This is a genomic window from Maricaulis alexandrii (genome assembly GCF_005871165.1).
GTDB classification, from domain to species: domain Bacteria; phylum Pseudomonadota; class Alphaproteobacteria; order Caulobacterales; family Maricaulaceae; genus Maricaulis; species Maricaulis alexandrii.
Map to the genome: position 1 here is coordinate 1 of NZ_SWKP01000009.1, position 16,977 is coordinate 16,977.

At 63.7% G+C, this 16,977-nt stretch carries 17 protein-coding genes and 2 tRNA genes; 4 read left to right on the forward strand and 15 right to left on the reverse strand.

Annotation, left to right across the window (positions count from 1 at the left end; all coding sequences use genetic code 11):
- Nucleotides 1-129: 129 nt before the first annotated feature.
- The 6 genes from FCS99_RS12820 to FCS99_RS12845 form a co-directional block, all read right to left on the reverse strand.
- Entirely contained in the window at nt 130-1,110 is a 981-nt protein-coding gene (locus tag FCS99_RS12820; RefSeq protein WP_233352820.1) for a DUF3137 domain-containing protein, read from the reverse strand.
- Between the two features lie 2 nt (nt 1,111-1,112).
- Entirely contained in the window at nt 1,113-3,917 is a 2,805-nt protein-coding gene (locus tag FCS99_RS12825) for a valine--tRNA ligase (protein WP_138513194.1), read from the reverse strand.
- Nucleotides 3,918-4,206: 289 nt separating this feature from the next.
- Nucleotides 4,207-4,590: an endonuclease domain-containing protein gene (locus tag FCS99_RS12830; RefSeq protein ID WP_233352821.1), complete on the reverse strand. Its 384-nt coding sequence runs from the start codon at nt 4,588-4,590 to the stop codon at nt 4,207-4,209.
- A 173-nt stretch (nt 4,591-4,763) separates the two neighbouring features.
- Nucleotides 4,764-5,363 carry a DUF2497 domain-containing protein gene (locus tag FCS99_RS12835; RefSeq protein ID WP_138513198.1) on the reverse strand — a complete coding sequence of 200 codons (600 nt, stop codon included), beginning with the start codon at nt 5,361-5,363 and terminating at the stop codon, nt 4,764-4,766.
- 94 nt (nt 5,364-5,457) lie between these two features.
- Nucleotides 5,458-6,852, reverse strand: a complete 1,395-nt coding sequence (locus FCS99_RS12840) for a TolC family outer membrane protein (protein ID WP_138513200.1) — start codon at nt 6,850-6,852, stop codon at nt 5,458-5,460.
- A gap of 234 nt (nt 6,853-7,086) precedes the next feature.
- Nucleotides 7,087-7,740, reverse strand: a complete 654-nt coding sequence (locus FCS99_RS12845) for a protein-L-isoaspartate O-methyltransferase family protein (protein WP_138513202.1) — start codon at nt 7,738-7,740, stop codon at nt 7,087-7,089.
- Between the two features lie 169 nt (nt 7,741-7,909).
- On the opposite strand from FCS99_RS12845, the gene FCS99_RS12850 reads away from it, so the two are divergent.
- Nucleotides 7,910-7,983, forward strand: a tRNA-Cys gene (locus FCS99_RS12850).
- Nucleotides 7,984-7,991: 8 nt separating this feature from the next.
- Here FCS99_RS12850 and FCS99_RS12855 read toward each other — a convergent pair.
- Nucleotides 7,992-8,687 (reverse strand): SDR family NAD(P)-dependent oxidoreductase, encoded by a 696-nt coding sequence (locus tag FCS99_RS12855; protein WP_138513204.1) that lies wholly within the window; start codon nt 8,685-8,687, stop codon nt 7,992-7,994.
- Nucleotides 8,688-8,750: 63 nt separating this feature from the next.
- Between FCS99_RS12855 and FCS99_RS12860 the strand changes: the two genes are divergently transcribed.
- Nucleotides 8,751-10,265: a cryptochrome/photolyase family protein gene (locus tag FCS99_RS12860; protein WP_325053221.1), complete on the forward strand. Its 1,515-nt coding sequence runs from the start codon at nt 8,751-8,753 to the stop codon at nt 10,263-10,265.
- On the opposite strand, the gene FCS99_RS16335 is transcribed toward FCS99_RS12860, so the two are convergent.
- Both FCS99_RS16335 and FCS99_RS12870 read right to left on the reverse strand, forming a co-directional pair.
- Nucleotides 10,226-10,408 carry a DUF2256 domain-containing protein gene (locus FCS99_RS16335; protein WP_138513208.1) on the reverse strand — a complete coding sequence of 61 codons (183 nt, stop codon included), beginning with the start codon at nt 10,406-10,408 and terminating at the stop codon, nt 10,226-10,228. The genes FCS99_RS12860 and FCS99_RS16335 overlap by 40 nt on opposite strands.
- 37 nt (nt 10,409-10,445) lie before the next feature.
- Nucleotides 10,446-10,802 carry a DUF962 domain-containing protein gene (locus tag FCS99_RS12870; protein ID WP_138513210.1) on the reverse strand — a complete coding sequence of 119 codons (357 nt, stop codon included), beginning with the start codon at nt 10,800-10,802 and terminating at the stop codon, nt 10,446-10,448.
- Between the two features lie 370 nt (nt 10,803-11,172).
- On the opposite strand from FCS99_RS12870, the gene FCS99_RS12875 reads away from it, so the two are divergent.
- Nucleotides 11,173-11,248: transfer RNA gene (locus FCS99_RS12875), tRNA-Asn, on the forward strand.
- Between the two features lie 255 nt (nt 11,249-11,503).
- Here FCS99_RS12875 and FCS99_RS12880 read toward each other — a convergent pair.
- The 3 genes from FCS99_RS12880 to FCS99_RS12890 all read right to left on the reverse strand — a co-directional run bounded on the left by FCS99_RS12880 (nt 11,504) and on the right by FCS99_RS12890 (nt 15,333).
- Entirely contained in the window at nt 11,504-12,229 is a 726-nt protein-coding gene (locus FCS99_RS12880) for a prephenate dehydrogenase (protein ID WP_138513212.1), read from the reverse strand.
- A 51-nt stretch (nt 12,230-12,280) separates the two neighbouring features.
- The gene (locus FCS99_RS12885; protein WP_171036370.1) at nt 12,281-14,194 is read right to left on the reverse strand and encodes an ABCB family ABC transporter ATP-binding protein/permease; all 1,914 of its coding nucleotides are present in this window, start codon (nt 14,192-14,194) and stop codon (nt 12,281-12,283) included.
- A 131-nt stretch (nt 14,195-14,325) separates the two neighbouring features.
- The gene (locus FCS99_RS12890) at nt 14,326-15,333 is read right to left on the reverse strand and encodes a LysM peptidoglycan-binding domain-containing protein (RefSeq protein ID WP_138513216.1); all 1,008 of its coding nucleotides are present in this window, start codon (nt 15,331-15,333) and stop codon (nt 14,326-14,328) included.
- A gap of 133 nt (nt 15,334-15,466) precedes the next feature.
- Here FCS99_RS12890 and FCS99_RS12895 point away from each other — a divergent pair, with 133 nt between their 5' ends.
- The gene (locus FCS99_RS12895; protein WP_138513217.1) at nt 15,467-16,018 is read left to right on the forward strand and encodes an LOG family protein; all 552 of its coding nucleotides are present in this window, start codon (nt 15,467-15,469) and stop codon (nt 16,016-16,018) included.
- A 202-nt stretch (nt 16,019-16,220) separates the two neighbouring features.
- Here the strand turns inward: FCS99_RS12895 and FCS99_RS12900 are convergent, their stop codons facing one another.
- The 3 genes from FCS99_RS12900 to FCS99_RS16145 are packed head-to-tail and all read right to left on the reverse strand — an operon-like array spanning nt 16,221 to nt 16,947.
- A complete protein-coding gene (locus FCS99_RS12900; protein ID WP_138513219.1) occupies nt 16,221-16,421 on the reverse strand; it encodes a helix-turn-helix transcriptional regulator in 201 nt (66 codons plus the stop codon).
- Nucleotides 16,418-16,807, reverse strand: coding sequence for a hypothetical protein (locus FCS99_RS12905; RefSeq protein WP_138513221.1), 390 nt, complete (start codon nt 16,805-16,807; stop codon nt 16,418-16,420). Before FCS99_RS12905 ends, FCS99_RS12900 begins: the two co-directional genes overlap by 4 nt.
- Nucleotides 16,804-16,947 (reverse strand): hypothetical protein, encoded by a 144-nt coding sequence (locus tag FCS99_RS16145; RefSeq protein ID WP_171036371.1) that lies wholly within the window; start codon nt 16,945-16,947, stop codon nt 16,804-16,806. The genes FCS99_RS12905 and FCS99_RS16145 overlap by 4 nt, the downstream gene beginning before the upstream one ends.
- Between the last annotated feature and the right edge of the window lie 30 nt (nt 16,948-16,977).

Below are 16,977 nucleotides of genomic sequence, written 5' to 3' on the forward strand. Positions count from 1 at the left end.
AGGTGCCCACGACCCGTCCGACGCCAAGCCTGTCTGGCGGTGGTGCGCCAGACAGGCTGTCCCGGAAGACAGCCCAATCTAGCACCCAACTCACATACAAGGTGCCCCGAAGGGGCGGATGAGGGGGCCTTAGCCCTCAGGCGCCGCATGCTCCCCGAACTGGGAGGGCTCGACGAGCAGATCAATGACCGAGAGGATTTCCTCCAGTTCGCGGACCATGGTGTGGACGCGGTCCTTGTCGGCGAGCGGTTTAGACATGGAGCCGGGCTCGAACCGGTTGCCGGTTTCCGCGGCGATGAGGAGTTCGCCCTGGCCGGAATGCTCGTCGAACATGGCGCGCACCTTCTTGCCGCCCATCGCCTCTTCAAGTGCCAGCAGGCGTTCCATGAAGGACGGGGTGAGCATGTAGCGGGCGAGGACCTGGTCATTGCCATGGACCTCGAAAATCTTCTCGAACTTCGGGTCCACCAGGCCGATCCGCTCCAGCCCCTTGCCGCCAAATCCCTTGCCCAAACTGCTGAGCCCGTTGAACCAGCCGGCATCGCGCGAGATCACAGTGACGCCCTCCACCTTGCGCGGAAATGTTATGCGGATCAGGGCACCGCGGAAGACGGTGACGTAATAGGTGCGCTTCTTGGAGCGGCGCTTCTGCTCCAGATGCGCCTCATAGAGTTCGAAGGAGCATCCCTCCCGTTCACCCTCGAAATGATCCTCGAAGGCGCGGCGGTTGTAGGAGGGCAGCAGGGAATATTCGCGGAAGGTCTCGAACCGGGCCGGCAGGAGCGGACGGTCGGAATAGGTCAGGTTGAGCGCGTGCGCGATCGCGCTGTTGAGACGCTGCTTGACCTGACGCTTGAGCGCGCTGACGCGCTTATTGCCCACCACACCGCCGATCGCCACGCCGCCAATGGCGGCGAAGAAGGCGATTTGCGGGATCGGCCAGACGATGACGAAGAGGATGAAACAAACCACCGCAAAGGCGACAGCGCCCGCAATCCAGTAATTGCGCTGCTTGATGGCGGCAATGCGCTCACCCTCCAGCTCGCTGAGCCAGGGATAGAGCGTCTCATCCCACAATTTGTCCCAGTCGTAATTCTTGGGCTGGGTCAATGCTACATCCCCTGCAGACGCTCCAGAGCCTCGCCCATCTTGGTTTTCTGGTTCTTGTAGTCGTCCAGTTTCTCGCGCTGTTCAGCGACGACGGCTTCCGGTGCGTTGGCGACGAATTTCTCATTTCCGAGCTTTTTCTCGAGCCGCATGATCTCGCCATCCAGTTTGGACAATTCCTTCTCGATACGGGCGCGTTCGGCGGCGAAATCGATGACGCCTTCCAGCGGCAGGGCCAGCGTGGCTTCGCCGAGCACGGTCTGGGCCGAGGCCGGCGGGACCGTGTCGGAGACGCCGATATCGGCCAGGCGCGCCATGCGCTGGATCAGGGCCTGGTGGCGTTCCAGACGCGCGGCGGTCTCAGCCGAGGCGCCAACGGCGATCAGCGGGATCTGGGCGCCGGCCGGGACATTCATCTCCGAACGCAGGCGGCGGATATCGGTGATCAGCTCGATCAGCCAGCCCATCTCGGCGGTGGCGTCGGCATTCTCCAGACCGTCCAGCTGCGGCCAGCTGGCGGTGATCAGCTGGGTGTCGCGCTGACCGGTCTGCTGCCACAGCTCTTCGGTTACGAAGGGCATGAAGGGGTGGAGCATTTTCAGCGCCTGGTCGAGCACATAGGCCGTGGTGGCGCGGGTCTCGGCCTTGGCCGCCTCGTCCTCGCCCTGCAGGAGCGGTTTGGCCAGTTCCAGATGCCAGTCGCAGAACACATTCCAGGTGAAGCGGTAGGCGGCCGCCGCGGCATCATTGAAGCGGAAGCCGTCGAGCCCGGCATTGATCGCCTTCACCGTCGCGGCAGCCTCGGAGAGGATCCACTTGTTGACGGTATTGGTGACGGATTTCGGATCGAAATCCGGCGGGGTGACGCATTCATTCATTTCGCAGAAGCGCGCCGCATTCCACAGCTTGGTGCCGAAATTGCGATAGCCTTCAACGCGCTCCTTGGACATGCGGATGTCGCGCCCCTGCCCGGCCTGGGCGGCCAGGGTGAAGCGCACAGCGTCGGCGCCGTATTCGTCGATCAGTTCCAAGGGGTCGATCACATTGCCCTTGGACTTGGACATTTTCTGACCCTTCTCGTCGCGCACGAGCGCGTGGATGTAGACATCCTTGAAGGGGGCCTCCTTCATGAAGTGCAGGCCCTGCATCATCATCCGCGCGACCCAGAAGAAGATGATGTCGAAGGCCGTGATCAGGACCGAGGTCGGGTAGAATTTCTCGACGACCTCCGGCGTGTCGTCCGGCCAGCCCAGCGTGGAGAAGGGCCAAAGCGCGGAGGAGAACCAGGTATCGAGGACGTCTTCGTCACGCCACAACGCGACGGCCCGCGGTGCCGCACTGTTCGCTTCTTCTGCCTCGCGGGCGGTCTCGAACTCACCGACGACTTCAGGTTCGAGGCCGAACTCTCGATAGTAGGCGCGGGCCTTGGTTTCGGCGTCTTCAAAGCTTTCGGCGACAAATGTCTGCGGCGAACTGTGGTCAAGAGCCAAATGACGTTCTCCGTCACGCTCTTCGACCTGATAGCTCGGCCCATACCAGGCCGGAATCCGGTGCCCCCACCAGAGCTGGCGGGAAACGCACCAGGGTTGGATGTTCCGCATCCATTCGAAATAGGTCTTTTCCCAGGTTTTCGGATGGAAGGTGGTGCGGCCATCCTCGACGGCGGCAATCGCCTCCTTGGCCAGTTCACCGGCATTCACATACCACTGGTCGGTCAGCCAGGGCTCGATGACCACGCCGGAGCGGTCGCCATAGGGCTGCTGGATGGTCTTGTCCTCGACCTCACGCAGGAAGCCGAGTTCCTCCATTTTCGCGACCAGCGCCTTGCGGGCCTCGAACCGGTCCATGCCGCGCCATTCCGCCGGAATGCGCGCGAGACCGCCCATCCCGTCATCCTCGCTGAGGAGGCGGGCTTCGCGGTCGAGAATGTTGATCAGGGGCAGATTATTGCGCTTGCCGACTTCGAAATCGTTGAAGTCGTGCGCCGGGGTGATCTTCACACAGCCCGTGCCCTGTTCCGGATCGGCATGTTCATCGGCGACGACCGGGATTTCGACATCCGCGATCGGCAGTTTGATCATCTTGCCGATCAGGTGCTGGTAGCGCTCATCGTCCGGATGGACGGCGACGGCGCAGTCCCCCAGCACGGTTTCCGGACGCGTGGTCGCCACGACCAGCTCACCGGAGCCATCGGCCAGCGGATAGGCGAAATGCCAGAAATGGCCCTGGGTTTCCTTGTTCTCGACCTCGAGATCGGAAATCGCCGTCTGGAAATGCGGGTCCCAGTTCACCAGGCGCTTGTCGCGATAGATCAGGCCCTGTTCGTGCAGTTCCACGAAGACCTTGAGCACGGCCTTGGACAGGCCCTCATCCAGGGTAAAGCGCTCGCGCGACCAGTCACAGGAGGCGCCCAGCCGGCGCAGCTGCTGCAGGATGGCGCCGCCCGATTCCTCTTTCCATTTCCAGACGCGTTCGATGAAAGCGTCGCGGCCCATGTCGCGGCGGGAGATATTGCCTTCCTGCGAGAGCTGGCGCTCGACCACCATCTGGGTGGCGATGCCGGCATGGTCGGTGCCCGGCTGCCAGAGCACGGAACAGCCCAGCATGCGCTTGTAGCGGACCAGCGTGTCCTGGAGCGTGTTGTTCAGCGCGTGACCAATGTGCAGGCGGCCCGTCACATTGGGCGGCGGAATGACGATGGAGAAGGCTTCCGCATTGTCGTCATCGATCGGCTGGAAAGCCCCGGCCTGTTCCCAGGCCTCATAGATCCGGGTTTCAGCGTCCTGGGGGTTGAAAGTCTTGTCCATCATGGGATCCGCGTCTTGATTGGCCGCACAGAGCGGGCGTTTGCACTGTTATGGCAATCTGACGCGGAAAGTCAGCCCGGGAACTGCGGATGGGGTGATGCTTTCGGTCTTCCAGCACCGGGTTTCCCCCCTCTCCCGCCCCGGAGCTTGTCCTGGACCGGCCTTTGGCCGGATCCGGGGGGGCACCCTCTCCCCAGGGAGAGAGAGGTGGGTTCAGCGCTGACGGCACTCCTTCTCCCCGGGGAGAAGGTGGTCCGAAGGACCGGATGAGGGGGAAGCGAGGTTTTCGCCCTTACGGGTGGTTCACCGGATTGTCCGGATGAATGCCCCAATGAACAGCTTCACCAATCACCTCCATGATCGCGTCTGTCTCTTTGAGGATGTAGTGGTTCCAGAAGCGCAGCACGGTGTAGCCGCGGGACTCCAGAAACTCGGTTCGACGCTGATTCTCCTCTTCCGTATCCGCGTGTTGCCCACCATCCGCCTCGACAATCACACGGGCCGTTCGAGAGGCGAAATCGACGATGTAGGGACCGATGGGCACCTGACGCCGGAACTTCACGCCCATCAGATTGCCATTCCTGAGTCTCGACCACAGCCGGGCCTCGGCCGGCGTTTGTCGACGGCGAAAAGCGCGTGCACGGTTGATGTTCTTGTGTTGGGACTGGCTTGGCACGGGCGGTGACTTCCCCCTCTCCCGCCCCTTCGGGGCACCCTCTCCCCAGGGAGAGGGAGGTCGCATCCAGCCTAACTCTGAGCCTCGCCCAACCTTGTGACGCCGCTCACGCCAAAACAAAAAAGGCGCGCCCGGCTGGGCGCGCCTTTTGAAACCGGGTGTCGGGGCCGGCCCTAGCGGCGGCGGCGGGCGACGCGGTCGATTTCGGCCTGGACCTTTTCGTCGACGATGGACGGCAGGTTGGCGTCGAGCCATTCCTTGAGCATCGGGCGAAGCAGGGCGCGAACGACGCCTTCCAGCGTGCGGCCTTCCTCTTCGGAAATGCGGATATTGTCGGCCAGCGTGTGGAAGGAGGACATGGCGGCACTGGCGGCCGGTTCCGACATGATGCCGTCGGAGACTTCCTCTTCCAGGGCGTCGAAATCAATATCCGGCTCGGGCTCCGGCTCGGCTGCAACGACCGGCTCTTCCTCGTCCTCGCGGTCGACTATCATCAGATCATCGTCCATCGCCATCGGGTCGGTGCCGGCATCGGCATCATCGACCTTTTCGGTCAGTTCGAGCACATCATCGCCGCCGGAATCGTCATCGCCGCCGAACAGGGCATCTATATCGTCCTGGGATTGCGGCTCGTCCTCGACCGGTTCCGGCGCAGCGGCGGTTTCGGCTTCGGCTTCCGGCGCGGCTTCCTCATCATCCTCGTTAATGATCCGGCGGATCGAGGAGAGGATTTCTTCCATCGACGGTTCGTTATCGGCGGTTTGCTCAGCCATGCGCCATTCCTTGCGATATGCGGGCGTTTTCTCTTCTAACGCGAATTAAACGGGCCGAAAATCGGCCTGTCCAGTCCGAGAGTCGCCGGAAAGGCTAGTCCCAGGGCGTTAAGTCAAGGTTAGGGAAAACCGATTCGCGTCCATCATCTGCACCCGGGTCATAAATTTCTACATTCAGACCCAATTGACGGGCGGAAACGGCGCCCATCGCCTGGAGCAGATTATAGCCGGCCACGTAGGAATCGCGTTCCGCGGTCACCAGGGTCAGGCGGGATTCCAGCAATTCCTGTTCCGCATCAAGCACATCAAGCGTGGTCCGGATGCCGACATAGGCCTCCTGCTCCACCCCGTCGAGCGCGATCTCATTGGCGCGGACAGCCTGGCGCGAACTCTCGATCACGGCCAGGGAAGCGATATAGCCGCTCCAGGCATTGGTGACGCCCTCGGTCACCTGACGGCGCGCTTCGCGGACCTGGAAACGGGCCTGCTCCTCCTGGGCGACCGCGGCGCGGACACGGGAGCGATTCAACCCGCCGGTGAGAATCGGCACGGACACCCGGCCCATCACCGAGACACTGTCGCGCTCATCCCCGGAGAAATTGCTGTCGCGGGCTGCCGAAGCGGTCGCGGACAGGGAGACTTCCGGCATGAGATTGCCGCGGGCGATGCGGATGGCGTGCTGGGAGGCCTGTTCATTGTACTGGGCGGCCAGCAATTGCGGCGAATTGGCAAAGGCGTATTCGGCCGCATCGGCCAGATGATCCGGCAGGTCCGGCAGGGCCGGCGGATCCTGCAGCGTGGCCGGCGGATTGCCGGTGACACGCTCATAGGCGGCACGGCTGACCGCAAGCTGGGACTGGGCGGCGGCCAGCTGGGCCTGGGCGCCGGACAGGCGGGCCTCGGCCTGGGCGACATCGGTGCGGGTGATCTCCCCCACTTCGAACCGGTCCGCGGCAGCTTCCAGGTGCTGGGCCAGCACGTCGACATTATTGCGGCGGATCTCGACGACCCGGGCATCGCGGCGAACGTCCATGAAGGCGGTGACCGCGCTCACCAGCACGGTCTGCTCGGTGGCGCGCAGGTTTTCGCGGCTGGCCATGATGACGGCGGTGGCCTGGTCAATGGCACCGGAAATCCGGCCGCCCTGATAAATCGCCTGGGAGGCGGTCAGGGAATAATTCTTCGGTGTCGCATCGCTTTCGCTGTTGGACGGCACGCGCTGGCCGTTGATGACGAAGGTGCTCTGCGATTCGACATGCTGGCGCGAGATGGAGGCCGAGGCGGAGACCGTCGGCAAACGTCCGGCGCGGGCCTGGACGCGTTGCTCGTCGACGGCGCGAAGACTGGCCCGCTGGGCCTGCAGTGTCGGGTTGGAATTATAGGCCTGGGACAGGGTCTCTTCGAGCGTCTGGGCCTGCGCAAACCCTGCGAAGGCCAACAGGGACACGCTCCCGGCCAGCGCCATCGACCAATGCTTCAATCGCGTCATCCAACTTCCCCTGAAACCGGCGGGACAGTTCCACCGCCCCATATCCATGTCATCATAACGCCCTCACCCCACATGGCCAGCGGCGCATTGACGCTGATATAGGGTGCCGGCATCAAAAAGTGAACAGTGTTTACTTACTTATTCTGCTAAGTTTGCAAATACACCGTCAGGCATGACACGGTCCAGTGCGAATTTTCCGTCGCAGCCGGGACAGGGTTTCTGCTCAAAAACAGATCAGAAGGCGAAGCCGGCTTCCGCTTCAAAACCCGGCAGGACGGTCGCATTGGCGTCGAACACCACGCGCTCACCGATTCCGGCGGAGGATTTGGTGAAGACGGTGGCCTTGCCGACCGGACCCTTGCGCACAATCACGACCAGGCGGCCGCCATCGGCGAGCTGGTCGAACCAGGCGGTCGGAACGGCATCGACCGAACCATTGACGAAGATCACGTCGAACGGTCCCTGTTTCGGCACACCGGCCTTGGGGTCGCCTTCGACGACCACGGCATTGTCGGCGCCGATATCGGACAGGAGGGTAGAGGAGCGGGACAGCCCGTCCTCATCATTCTCCACGCCGACCACGGTCTCGGCCATGCAGGCCAGGATAGCGGTGGAATAACCGCGGCCATTGGCGATATCGAGCACGATGTCGCCCGGCTGGATGTCGGCGGCATGGATCAGCTTGGCCATGTCGCGCGGACGCATCAGGGTGCGGTTGTCCGAGGTCACGACCTGGCTGTCGGCATAGGCCGAAGCCCGGCGCGAGCGCGGCACGAAAAGTTCACGCGGCGTGTTCAGGAAGGCGGCAATGAGACGCCGGTCGGTCACGTCGGACGGCCGGATCTGGCTGTCCACCATGTGTTTGCGTGCCTGGTCGAATTCGCTCACGGGTCTCTCCCTGCGGTCCGGAAGCCGCTGATATATCCTGTGTGCGCAAGGATCGGCAACCACCAGACTGCGCGAAGCGCGGGGCAAAGCGCCGCAATCTCACATCGCTGTGAATTGGCGCATTGCTCCTGACGGCGCGTGGGGTTATAGCTCCCGGCTCCATTCCTGAGGCACCGTGGCGGAGTGGTTACGCAGAGGACTGCAAATCCTTGTACCCCGGTTCGATTCCGGGCGGTGCCTCCACCCTTCCCCTAAAATTCGATCTTCGCACCCTTGTGGTCCCGGAATCCCCCCGAATCATCGGCGCTCAGTCCGGCGATGACGGTAAGCAGGTCCTGGGCGGCCTCGTCCGGCGGGCGGACGTCGAGACCGGACTTGGAGAAGGGGTCGGACAGGCGCGTGTCCACCGTGCCGGGATGCAGGGCGATGCAGATGGCCTCCGGCTTGCGCCGCTTCATCTCGATGGAGACGCTGCGCAGGATCTGGTTCAGCGCGGCCTTGGAAGCGCGATAGGCATGCCAACCGCCCAGCCGGTTGTCCGAGATCGAGCCGACACGCGCTGACAGGGTCGCGAAGACCGACCGTCCCATGCGGGGCAGGAGCGGCAGGAAATGCTTCATCAGCAAGGCCGGCCCTGTCGCATTGAGCGCGAAGGCACGAGCGAAATGCTCCTGATTCAGCTCGCGCAGGCTGCGCTCGGGCGAGAAATCCTCATCATGCAGGAAGCCGGTCGCGTCGATGATGAGGCGGACAGGCGGATCGGCGGTCTTGAAGGTCTCGGCCGCGGCGGCAATGGAGGCCTCGTCCAGCAGGTCCAGCGGCGGATCACTGCGGCGTGACAGGCCGGTCACCGTCCAGCCCTGCACTGCGAGCGCTTCAACCAGGGCCGAACCGATCCCGCCACTTGCGCCGATCACGATGGCCTGTCCGGTCTCACTGTCACTCATACCCGCATCCACTGGTCTGCTCTGCCACTGTCTACGTAAACAGGGCCAAAGCGGATGGATGCGATGACAGACCTCGTCCTGGTCCTGGGAGACCAGCTCAATCACGATTTGCCCAGCCTGCGCCAGAAGCCGGACGCGGCCGATGTGGTGATGGCGGAGGTGACGGCAGAGACGGCGTATGTCTGGCATCACCGCAAGAAGATCGCCTTCATCTTCTCCGCCATGCGCCATTTCGCCGATGAGCTGCGCGCGAAGGGTCGGCGTGTGCACTATCACAGCTTCGACGAAGCCCCGCCCTGCCCCGACCTGGCCCGCGCCGTCGAGGACAGGCTCAAGACGGGTGAGTACGACCGGCTGATCGTAACCGAGCCGGGGGAATGGCGGCTGAAGCAGGCGATGGAGACCTGGTCCGAGCGGTTCGACGTGGAAGTGGTGATCCTGGAGGATGACCGTTTCCTGTGCTCCCACGACCGGTTCGCGCGCTGGGCCGAGGGGCGCAAGCAGTTGCGAATGGAGTATTTCTACCGCGAAATGCGGCGCGAGACGGGCCTCCTCATGGAAGGCGACAAGCCGGCCGGCGGGCGCTGGAATTATGATGCGGAGAATCGCGAGGCGGCATCCTCCAGCCTGTTCATGCCCAAGCCTTTCCAGGTCGAGCCGGACGCGATCACAGCGGATGTTCTGGACCTGGTGGAAGCGCGCTTTGAGGGGTTCGGGGATTTCCGCCCCTTCCATTTCGCCGTCACCCGCGAGGATGCCCTCAAGGCGCTGGACCATTTCATCGAACAGGCCCTGCCCGAATTCGGCACTTATCAGGATGCCATGCTCAAGGGCGAAGCCTTTCTCTATCACTCCCTCCTGTCCGCCTATCTCAATGTCGGCCTGCTCGGCCCGCTGGAAATCTGCCAAGCGGTGGAGGCGGCGTGGAAGCGTGGCCATGCCCCGCTGAATGCGGCGGAAGGTTATATCCGGCAGATCATCGGCTGGCGGGAATATGTGCGCGGCATCTACTGGCGCGAGGGGCCGGACTATGTCCGCCGCAATGCGCTGGGCGCGGATCGGCCCCTGCCCGACTTCTACTGGAGCGGCGAGACCGACATGGCCTGCCTGGCCGCCGCGATCGGGCAGACGCGCCAGGAAGCCTATGCCCACCATATCCAGCGCCTGATGGTGACCGGCACGTTCGCCCTCATCGCCGGGGTCGACCCGCACGCCCTGCATGAATGGTATCTGGCGGTCTATATCGACGCCTTCGAATGGGTGGAGGCGCCCAATACGGTGGGCATGTCACAATTCGCGGATGGCGGATTGCTGGGCTCGAAACCCTATGCGGCGAGCGGCGCCTATATCGACCGGATGTCGGATTATTGCGCCGGCTGCCGCTATGATGTGAAGGACAAGACGGGCCCGAATTCCTGCCCGTTCAATTCGCTCTACTGGGACTTCCTGGCCCGCAATGAGGACACGCTGCGCAACAATCCGCGCCTGGGTCCGGTCTATCGCAACTGGGACCGGATGAGCGACGAGAAACGCCAGGCCTATCGCGACCGGGCCGCCGAGGTACTGGACGGGCTCTGAACCAGTTTCGACCGGCGGCAACGCTCGGAACAGTATTTCACCTCATCCCAGACGCTTTCCCATTTCTTGCGCCACTGGAAGGGCCGGCCGCAAGTCAGGCAGGTCTTGTCCGGCTTGGGTTTGCGGGAGACGTGCCTGGCCATGACCGGCCAGATAGGCCGATCCGGGCGGTCGGAAAGGTCAGGCGTGTTCCGCTTTCAGCGTGCCGTCCGGGTTCACCCCCGCCTTCTCCAGCTCGGGCCCCAGCTTGCCCATGAGGAAGAGGCCGTACATGCGGTAATCGCTGATCAGCGACCAGAGCGGATAGGTGAAGGTCGCCGGTTTGTTGCGTTCGACGAAGGCATGGCTGACCCAGGCGAAGAAATAGCCCGATACCGGCACGGCCAGCAGAAGCCACCAGGCCTGCGTCACCAGTGCCGCGACCAGCACGATCAGGGCCAGGGTCGAGCCGACATAATGCCAGTTCCGCGTCGCCGGCCGGGCATGCTCGCGCAGGTAAAAGGGCCAAAACGACTCAAATCGTGTGTGTTCCCGCATCGTCCTCTCCCGGGTGATTCGTTGCTCGAATCACATCTGCTGTTTGTTCCGTCAGGATAAATCGGGATTTCGTGGTGAATCAAACATCGCCTCAAAACGGCGCATTTCGATGATTCCATTAGGTTTTCGGCAAGGACGATAAACCAAATACCGAATTGCCCCTTTCCTGTTAACTCCGCTTTAAGGGTTCTGACCCAATTCTTCACATGTCTTCCCGTGAAGACACCCCACCATCCACCCAATGCCTTTTCGGGAGCCTTCGTGGCTCCCGATTTTTTTTGCAGAAACGCCTGCAATTCAGCGCACAAGGGTGCTTGCGCGGCGGCGCGAAGCTCTGATACAAGCCACGCCTCGCTTGCGAGAAGAGTGTTCCCCGGTAGCTCAGTTGGTAGAGCAGGTGACTGTTAATCACCGGGTCGGCGGTTCGAGCCCGTCCCGGGGAGCCACTCTCGCGAATTTCCCTGATAGTGTTGGTGATTTGAGCGGTGTGCGGGCTTTAGTGGTCCGCTTTGCGGACGCCCCCTCATCCGCCCTCCGGGCACCCATCGTCACGTCAGACAGTCCCCCAGACTGTCTTTGGGCTCCTCTACCCGCAAGGGGAGAAGGGGGACGGTTAGCGCTCCATACTCCCTCTCCCCCTTGCGGGAGAGTGTGGCGCGTACGCGCCGGGTGAGGGGGGCAGCGCGAAGCGCCCACCAAAACTAGTCCACCAACCGCTCATCCAGTTTCCGCGCCGCGTCGAAAAACCGTCGCCGCAGATCTGCCGCGTGCGGGTTGTGACGCTCAATGGCGCGGAACAACTCGTCGCTGTCCTCGGCGACCAGGCGGGCGGCTTCGGCGAGGAGGTCATAGGAGCGGGTTGTGTAGGGTGCGTCGGTAAGGCCCAGATCGGTGATCACCTTGGACACCAGATGGGTGAGCGCCTGGACGCTGGCCATGGTGCGGTCATGGGTGTCGGCATCGGAGAGGTGGACGTCGAGGCCGAGCCGGTCCGTCAGGAATTCCGCGACACAATCGGCCTCCACGCCAGCCTCGGGACAGAGGACGATGGACTGGCCGGCCACGCCCTGCGCGGCCGATTGCGGACCGAAGAGCGGGTGGGTGCCGAGGATGCGGGTTCCGGCGGGCAGGATTTCACGCAGGATGCGCAAGGGTTCCAGCTTCACCGAAGCAACGTCGATGACCAGGGCGCCGGACGCCAGATGCGGGGCAATGGCCTCGGCCACACCCGCCAGAGCCTGGACCGGAACCGCGAGGATCACGACCGGCCGCGCCGCCGCTTCGTCCAGGGACACCCAACGGCCGCCCGGCAGATCGCGCACGGACGGGTCATGCCCGACCAGATCGAAATGCGGTGCGAGATGCGTCGCGGCCAACCGGCCGAACGCGCCCAGGCCGATGAGGCCGATCTGGCTGGTCTGCGTCATGAAAACCCCGTTCTGCCCGCACATTAGCGGGAATCGGCCAACGGGGAATGCCTATTGCGCCGCGGGCGCCTCGACCGTGTCGGCGTCCAGGGTGAGTTCACCCCCCTCCCCGGCCTCGCTCTGGCGTTTCCACATGGCGGCGTAGAGGCCGTCCTTTGCGAGAAGTTCGGCATGGGTGCCGTTCTCGGCGACATGGCCATCATCCAGGACGAGGATCCGGTCGGCACCGGCAATGGTGGACAGGCGGTGGGCGACGGCGATCGTGGTGCGGCCCCGGGCCGCTTCGGCCAGGGCGACCTGGACATCCTTCTCGGTCTGACTGTCGAGGGCCGAGGTGGCCTCGTCGAGCACGAGAATGGCCGGGTTTTTCAGGATGGCGCGGGCGACGCCGACGCGCTGTTTCTCACCGCCGGACAGTTTCAGCCCGCGCTCGCCGACCATGGTGTCCAGACCGTCCGGCAGGCCGTCGACGAAAGCGGCCAGTCGCGCCCGTTCCACGACGTCCCGGATCTCCGCCTCGGTCGCGTCCGGACGGCCATAGATGATGTTGGCGCGCAAAGTGTCATTGAACAGGACCACGTCCTGGGGCACCAGGGCGAGGATGTCGCGCAGGCTTTCCTGGGTGAGCTGACGCAGATCCTGGCCATCAATCCGCACCGTCCCGCTCTCCGGATCGTAAAAGCGGAAGAGCAGGCGCAACACGGTGGACTTGCCGGCGCCGGACGGGCCGCAAATCCCGACAAAACTGCCCGCCGGAATCTCGAAACTGACATCCCGGATCGATCGGGACCGGCCATCATGGGTGAAGCCGACACGGTCGAAGCTGACTGCGCCGCCCTTCACTTCCAGCGGCCTGGCATCGGGCGCATCGGCCACGTCCGGCTTGATCGCCAGCGTTTCGAAGACGCGCTCCATGTCGACCGCGCCCTGTTTGATCTCGCGATAGGCCCAGCCCAGAATGTTCAATGGCTGGTAGACATTCATCAGGATCAGCGTCACGGCGGCGACATCGCCCGGCTGCAACTGGCCGTTCCAGGCTTTCCAGCCGGCCATCAGCGCCATCGCCAACAAGCCGCCATTCATGATCAGCGCCTGGGCGCCATTGAGCAGGGCCAGGGAGGACTGGGACTTGGCCGCCGCCTTGGCATAGCGCGTCATGGAGGTGTCGAAGGCCTCTGCCTCGCGCCGCTCCGCGGCGAAGGCTTTCACGGTCTCGAAATTGATCAGGCTGTCGACGGCGCGGGCGGAGGCTTCATTGTCGGCCTCGTTCATGGTGCGGCGGATCTGGACGCGCCATTCGGTCACCGACCAGGTCAGTCCCATATAGACGGCCACGGTGATGATCGCGATGACCGCGAATTCCCAGCCATAGGTCGTGCTCAGCACCAGTGCCGCCAGGCCCAGTTCCAGCAGGGTCGGCGCGATGTTGAAGATCAGGAAGCGCATCAGGAAATCGACGGCGCGGGCCCCGCGCTCGATGATCCGGTTGAGGGCCCCGGTGCGCTTGGTCTGGTGATAGCCGATGGAGAGCGTCTGGACGTGGGCGAAGGCGCGCACGGCCGTCAGGCGCTGGGCGTCCTGGCTGACCGGCGCAAACAGGGCATCGCGCAATTGCGGCGCCCCCACCGAGAGAAAGCGCGCCACGGCATAGACGATGAAGGCCAGGGTGAAGGTGGAAATGATCCCGGTCAGTGCCCCGGCGCCGGCCGGTGCCTCGCTGTCAGACGGTCCGCCCTGCCCGGCATGCTCGGTGATCAGATTGATCCCGTCACCAAAGAAGACCGGCGCATAGACCGCAAAAATCTTGGCGATCAGGGTGAGGACCAGCGCCACGCCCATGCGGAAACGCCATTTCGCCATGTCCGGCGAGGCCAGCAGCGCAAACAGCCGCCACATCGTCGTGCCCAGAGAGCCTTTCGGCGCCTGCTTGGCTTCCGCTTCGGTATCGGTGGGCAAAGGTCTCATTGCGGGAAGAGATAGGGCCCGGCGCGGGAAAGTGCCAGTGGGCGGGTGTTTTCTTCCCCGTATCGCACCCATGCCGGGGTGTGCGCCCCCCTTCTCCCCGAGGGAGAGGGGGGTCAGCCTTCGCTAGAAACCTACCCCTCATCCTCCGCCGGCGCTTGAAGCACCTGGCCGGGATAGATCAGGTCGGGGTCGCGGATCTGGTCGCGATTGGCTTCGTAGATCACCGTGTACTGGACGCCTTCGCCGTAGAGACGGCGGGCCAGGCGCCAGAGCGAATTGCCCGGCTGGACCACGACCGAGTCGGGGCCGAGATTGAGGGCTTCCGGGGCGACGCGCTCGAAGGGCAGGACAATGACGGCGGAGACATTGCCATCCGGATCGACCTGGTCGATCTGGAGATCATAGACGCCCGGCGCCAGCAGGGATCCGGCCTGGAGATTCCAGCGGCCATCACGGCCGACACTGGTCTCGCCCACCAGGGCGCCATTGGCGAAGACGCGGACCGTGGTGCCGGTATCGGCACGGCCGGAGAAGATCACGGCACCGGTGGCATCATAGTCCACGGTTTCCAGCACCAGAGAGCCCATTTCCGCATCCAGGCAGGACGGGCATTGCCAGACGCGGCTGGCCTCGCCAGGGCGTCCCACCACGACCAGCGGGGTCGGGCCGCGCTGTTCCGGGATGGAGACCACAACGACTTGCTCGGACAGCATTTCACGGCCGTCGGGTGCGACCATGCGCAGGGAGAGTTCGACCGCGCCGGAGGGCAGCGGATCGTCCGGGATGATCACCCATTCGCCGCGCTCATTGATCAGCTGCGTATCAGCGCTCTGGCCGTCCTCATCGGTGAAGGCGAGCGGTTCGCCATCGGCCAGGAGCTGGATCGTCGCACCGGGTTCGCCGCGGCCGGCGGTGACAGCGGAGCCGACCGGCGCCACGCGGACAATGTCGAACACGGGCGGCGCGATCATCGCGGCCGGCGCCGTGCCGGGCAGTTCGGTCGGTGTATCGGTTTCAGACAGGACCGGATTGTCCGCTGCGTCAGGCGCAGCCGGCCGGTACATGATGAAGGCGAGCGCTGCAGCAATCGCCAGCGCAGCCAGGGCAGCGGCAATGATAAAGGACCGCGTTGCGGTCATGTCAGCTCTCCTGTCGTCCGTCTGCCAGAGCGGCACATGTCTTCCAGCATCACCGTGCTGGATGCAAGCCTCGCGCCGACAGCCTTCGGCGAATACCATCCTGTCCCGATAAAGCAAATATGGGCGGTGTCAGATGGCAAAAGTAAGGTCGATCGGAGTCTTTTGCGGTTCACGCATGGGTGAACGGACCGAATATCTTGATGCAGCCCGTCGTGTCGGCCGCGCCATCGCCGCGGCCGACTGCCGTCTGGTCTATGGCGGCGGGGATGTCGGCCTGATGGGCGGCGCGGCCGCGGCCGCCGCAGAGGCCGGCGGTGCGGTGCTGGGGATCATTCCCGATTTCCTGATTGCCCGTGAAGGCCATCTCGACAAGGTCGAGGTGCGGATCGTCGACTCGATGAGCACCCGCAAGAAACAGCTGATCGAGGAATCCGACGCCTACATCATCCTGCCCGGCGGCACCGGCACGCTGGAGGAAGTCTTCGACGTGGTCTCCCGCCAGCAGCTGGGACTGCACGACAAACCCATCGTCTTCCTCAACACCGCCGGTTTCTGGGCCCCGGTCATCGAACTGATCAATCACACCGTCCGCGAAGGCTTCACCCCGCAGAGCCTGGCCGATCATCTCGACCTGGTGGATGAAGCGGAGGCGGCTGTGGCGCATCTGGTGGAGATGATGGGCTGAGGCCTTCTCCCCTGCTGGGGAGAGTCAGGCTCTGACTCTCCTCGCCCTTGATGGGCGAGGGGGACCTCGGAGCGGTGGAGTGGGTGACCTTCAAAACTTGGAAGCGCTTTGCGCTTTCACCCCTTCCGGCCCTTCGGGCCACCTTCCCCATCAAGGGGAAGGAGGGCCGCGGAGTTTCTTCCCCATGGAATGGGGAAGAAAACTACCCCTCCCCCTTCGGATCGAACACGTCCTCGATCTTGAGTTCGAACGCATCGGCCAGAGCGAAAGCCAGCGTCAGGGACGGATCGTGCTTGCCGGTTTCCACGGCATTGATGGCCTGGCGGGAGACGCCGACGCGGTCTCCCAGCTCGGCCTGGCTCCAGCGGCGCTCGGCGCGCAGGACGCGGAGACGGTTCTTCACCGTTCTGCCCGCCAGTAGAGCACGCCCTGGACGCATCCAAAAACGCCACAGATCGCCGGCATGACCCAGAGCAGGCTGACCGTCGGGACTTCCACCGCCCCTTCCAGAAAACCATAGCCAAAGGCCGCAAAGCCGACGATGCCGGTCGCCCAGAGCAGGGCTTCGGAGGTGATACGCTGCTGGAATTCATCCAGGGACTTGTAGCGCTGGATGAAAGCCTTCAGCGCGTAGAGGGCGGGAATCAAGGGCGTCAGCGATGCCAGACCGGCGGACCAGCCGGACAATTCCCCGTTGCGGATGGCGATGATCGAGCCCACCAGCACCAGGGCGTAGGCAATCATCGCCAGGGTGAAATGCTTCACATAGCGGCGATTGGCATCGGTCATTGCGCCACCTCCGTCTCGACGATCTCTGCCGCCGGTGTGGAATCCGACTGTGCCGACATTCCGCCAGCAAAGGCGGCGATCGCCGTGCTGATCGCGATGATCGCCCCGACGAGCGGCGTGACTTGTTTACAGGCTGGCATGTCTCTCTCCATCAACCATCCATGACATAA

Bases quoted from the DNA above. Each gene is read 5' to 3' on its own strand.
- FCS99_RS12895 (WP_138513217.1), top strand. From the start codon at position 15,467: ATGGCAAAAGTAAGGTCGATCGGAGTCTTTTGCGGTTCACGCATGGGT.
- FCS99_RS12855 (WP_138513204.1), bottom strand. From the start codon at position 8,687: ATGAGTGACAGTGAGACCGGACAGGCCATCGTGATCGGCGCAAGTGGC.
- FCS99_RS12905 (WP_138513221.1), bottom strand. From the start codon at position 16,807: ATGACCGATGCCAATCGCCGCTATGTGAAGCATTTCACCCTGGCGATG.
- FCS99_RS16145 (WP_171036371.1), bottom strand. From the start codon at position 16,947: ATGCCAGCCTGTAAACAAGTCACGCCGCTCGTCGGGGCGATCATCGCG.
- FCS99_RS16335 (WP_138513208.1), bottom strand. From the start codon at position 10,408: ATGGCCAGGCACGTCTCCCGCAAACCCAAGCCGGACAAGACCTGCCTG.
- FCS99_RS12885 (WP_171036370.1), bottom strand. From the start codon at position 14,194: ATGAGACCTTTGCCCACCGATACCGAAGCGGAAGCCAAGCAGGCGCCG.
- FCS99_RS12870 (WP_138513210.1), bottom strand. From the start codon at position 10,802: ATGCGGGAACACACACGATTTGAGTCGTTTTGGCCCTTTTACCTGCGC.
- FCS99_RS12840 (WP_138513200.1), bottom strand. From the start codon at position 6,852: ATGACGCGATTGAAGCATTGGTCGATGGCGCTGGCCGGGAGCGTGTCC.
- FCS99_RS12825 (WP_138513194.1), bottom strand. From the start codon at position 3,917: ATGATGGACAAGACTTTCAACCCCCAGGACGCTGAAACCCGGATCTAT.
- FCS99_RS12880 (WP_138513212.1), bottom strand. From the start codon at position 12,229: ATGACGCAGACCAGCCAGATCGGCCTCATCGGCCTGGGCGCGTTCGGC.
- FCS99_RS12890 (WP_138513216.1), bottom strand. From the start codon at position 15,333: ATGACCGCAACGCGGTCCTTTATCATTGCCGCTGCCCTGGCTGCGCTG.
- FCS99_RS12835 (WP_138513198.1), bottom strand. From the start codon at position 5,363: ATGGCTGAGCAAACCGCCGATAACGAACCGTCGATGGAAGAAATCCTC.
- FCS99_RS12860 (WP_325053221.1), top strand. From the start codon at position 8,751: ATGACAGACCTCGTCCTGGTCCTGGGAGACCAGCTCAATCACGATTTG.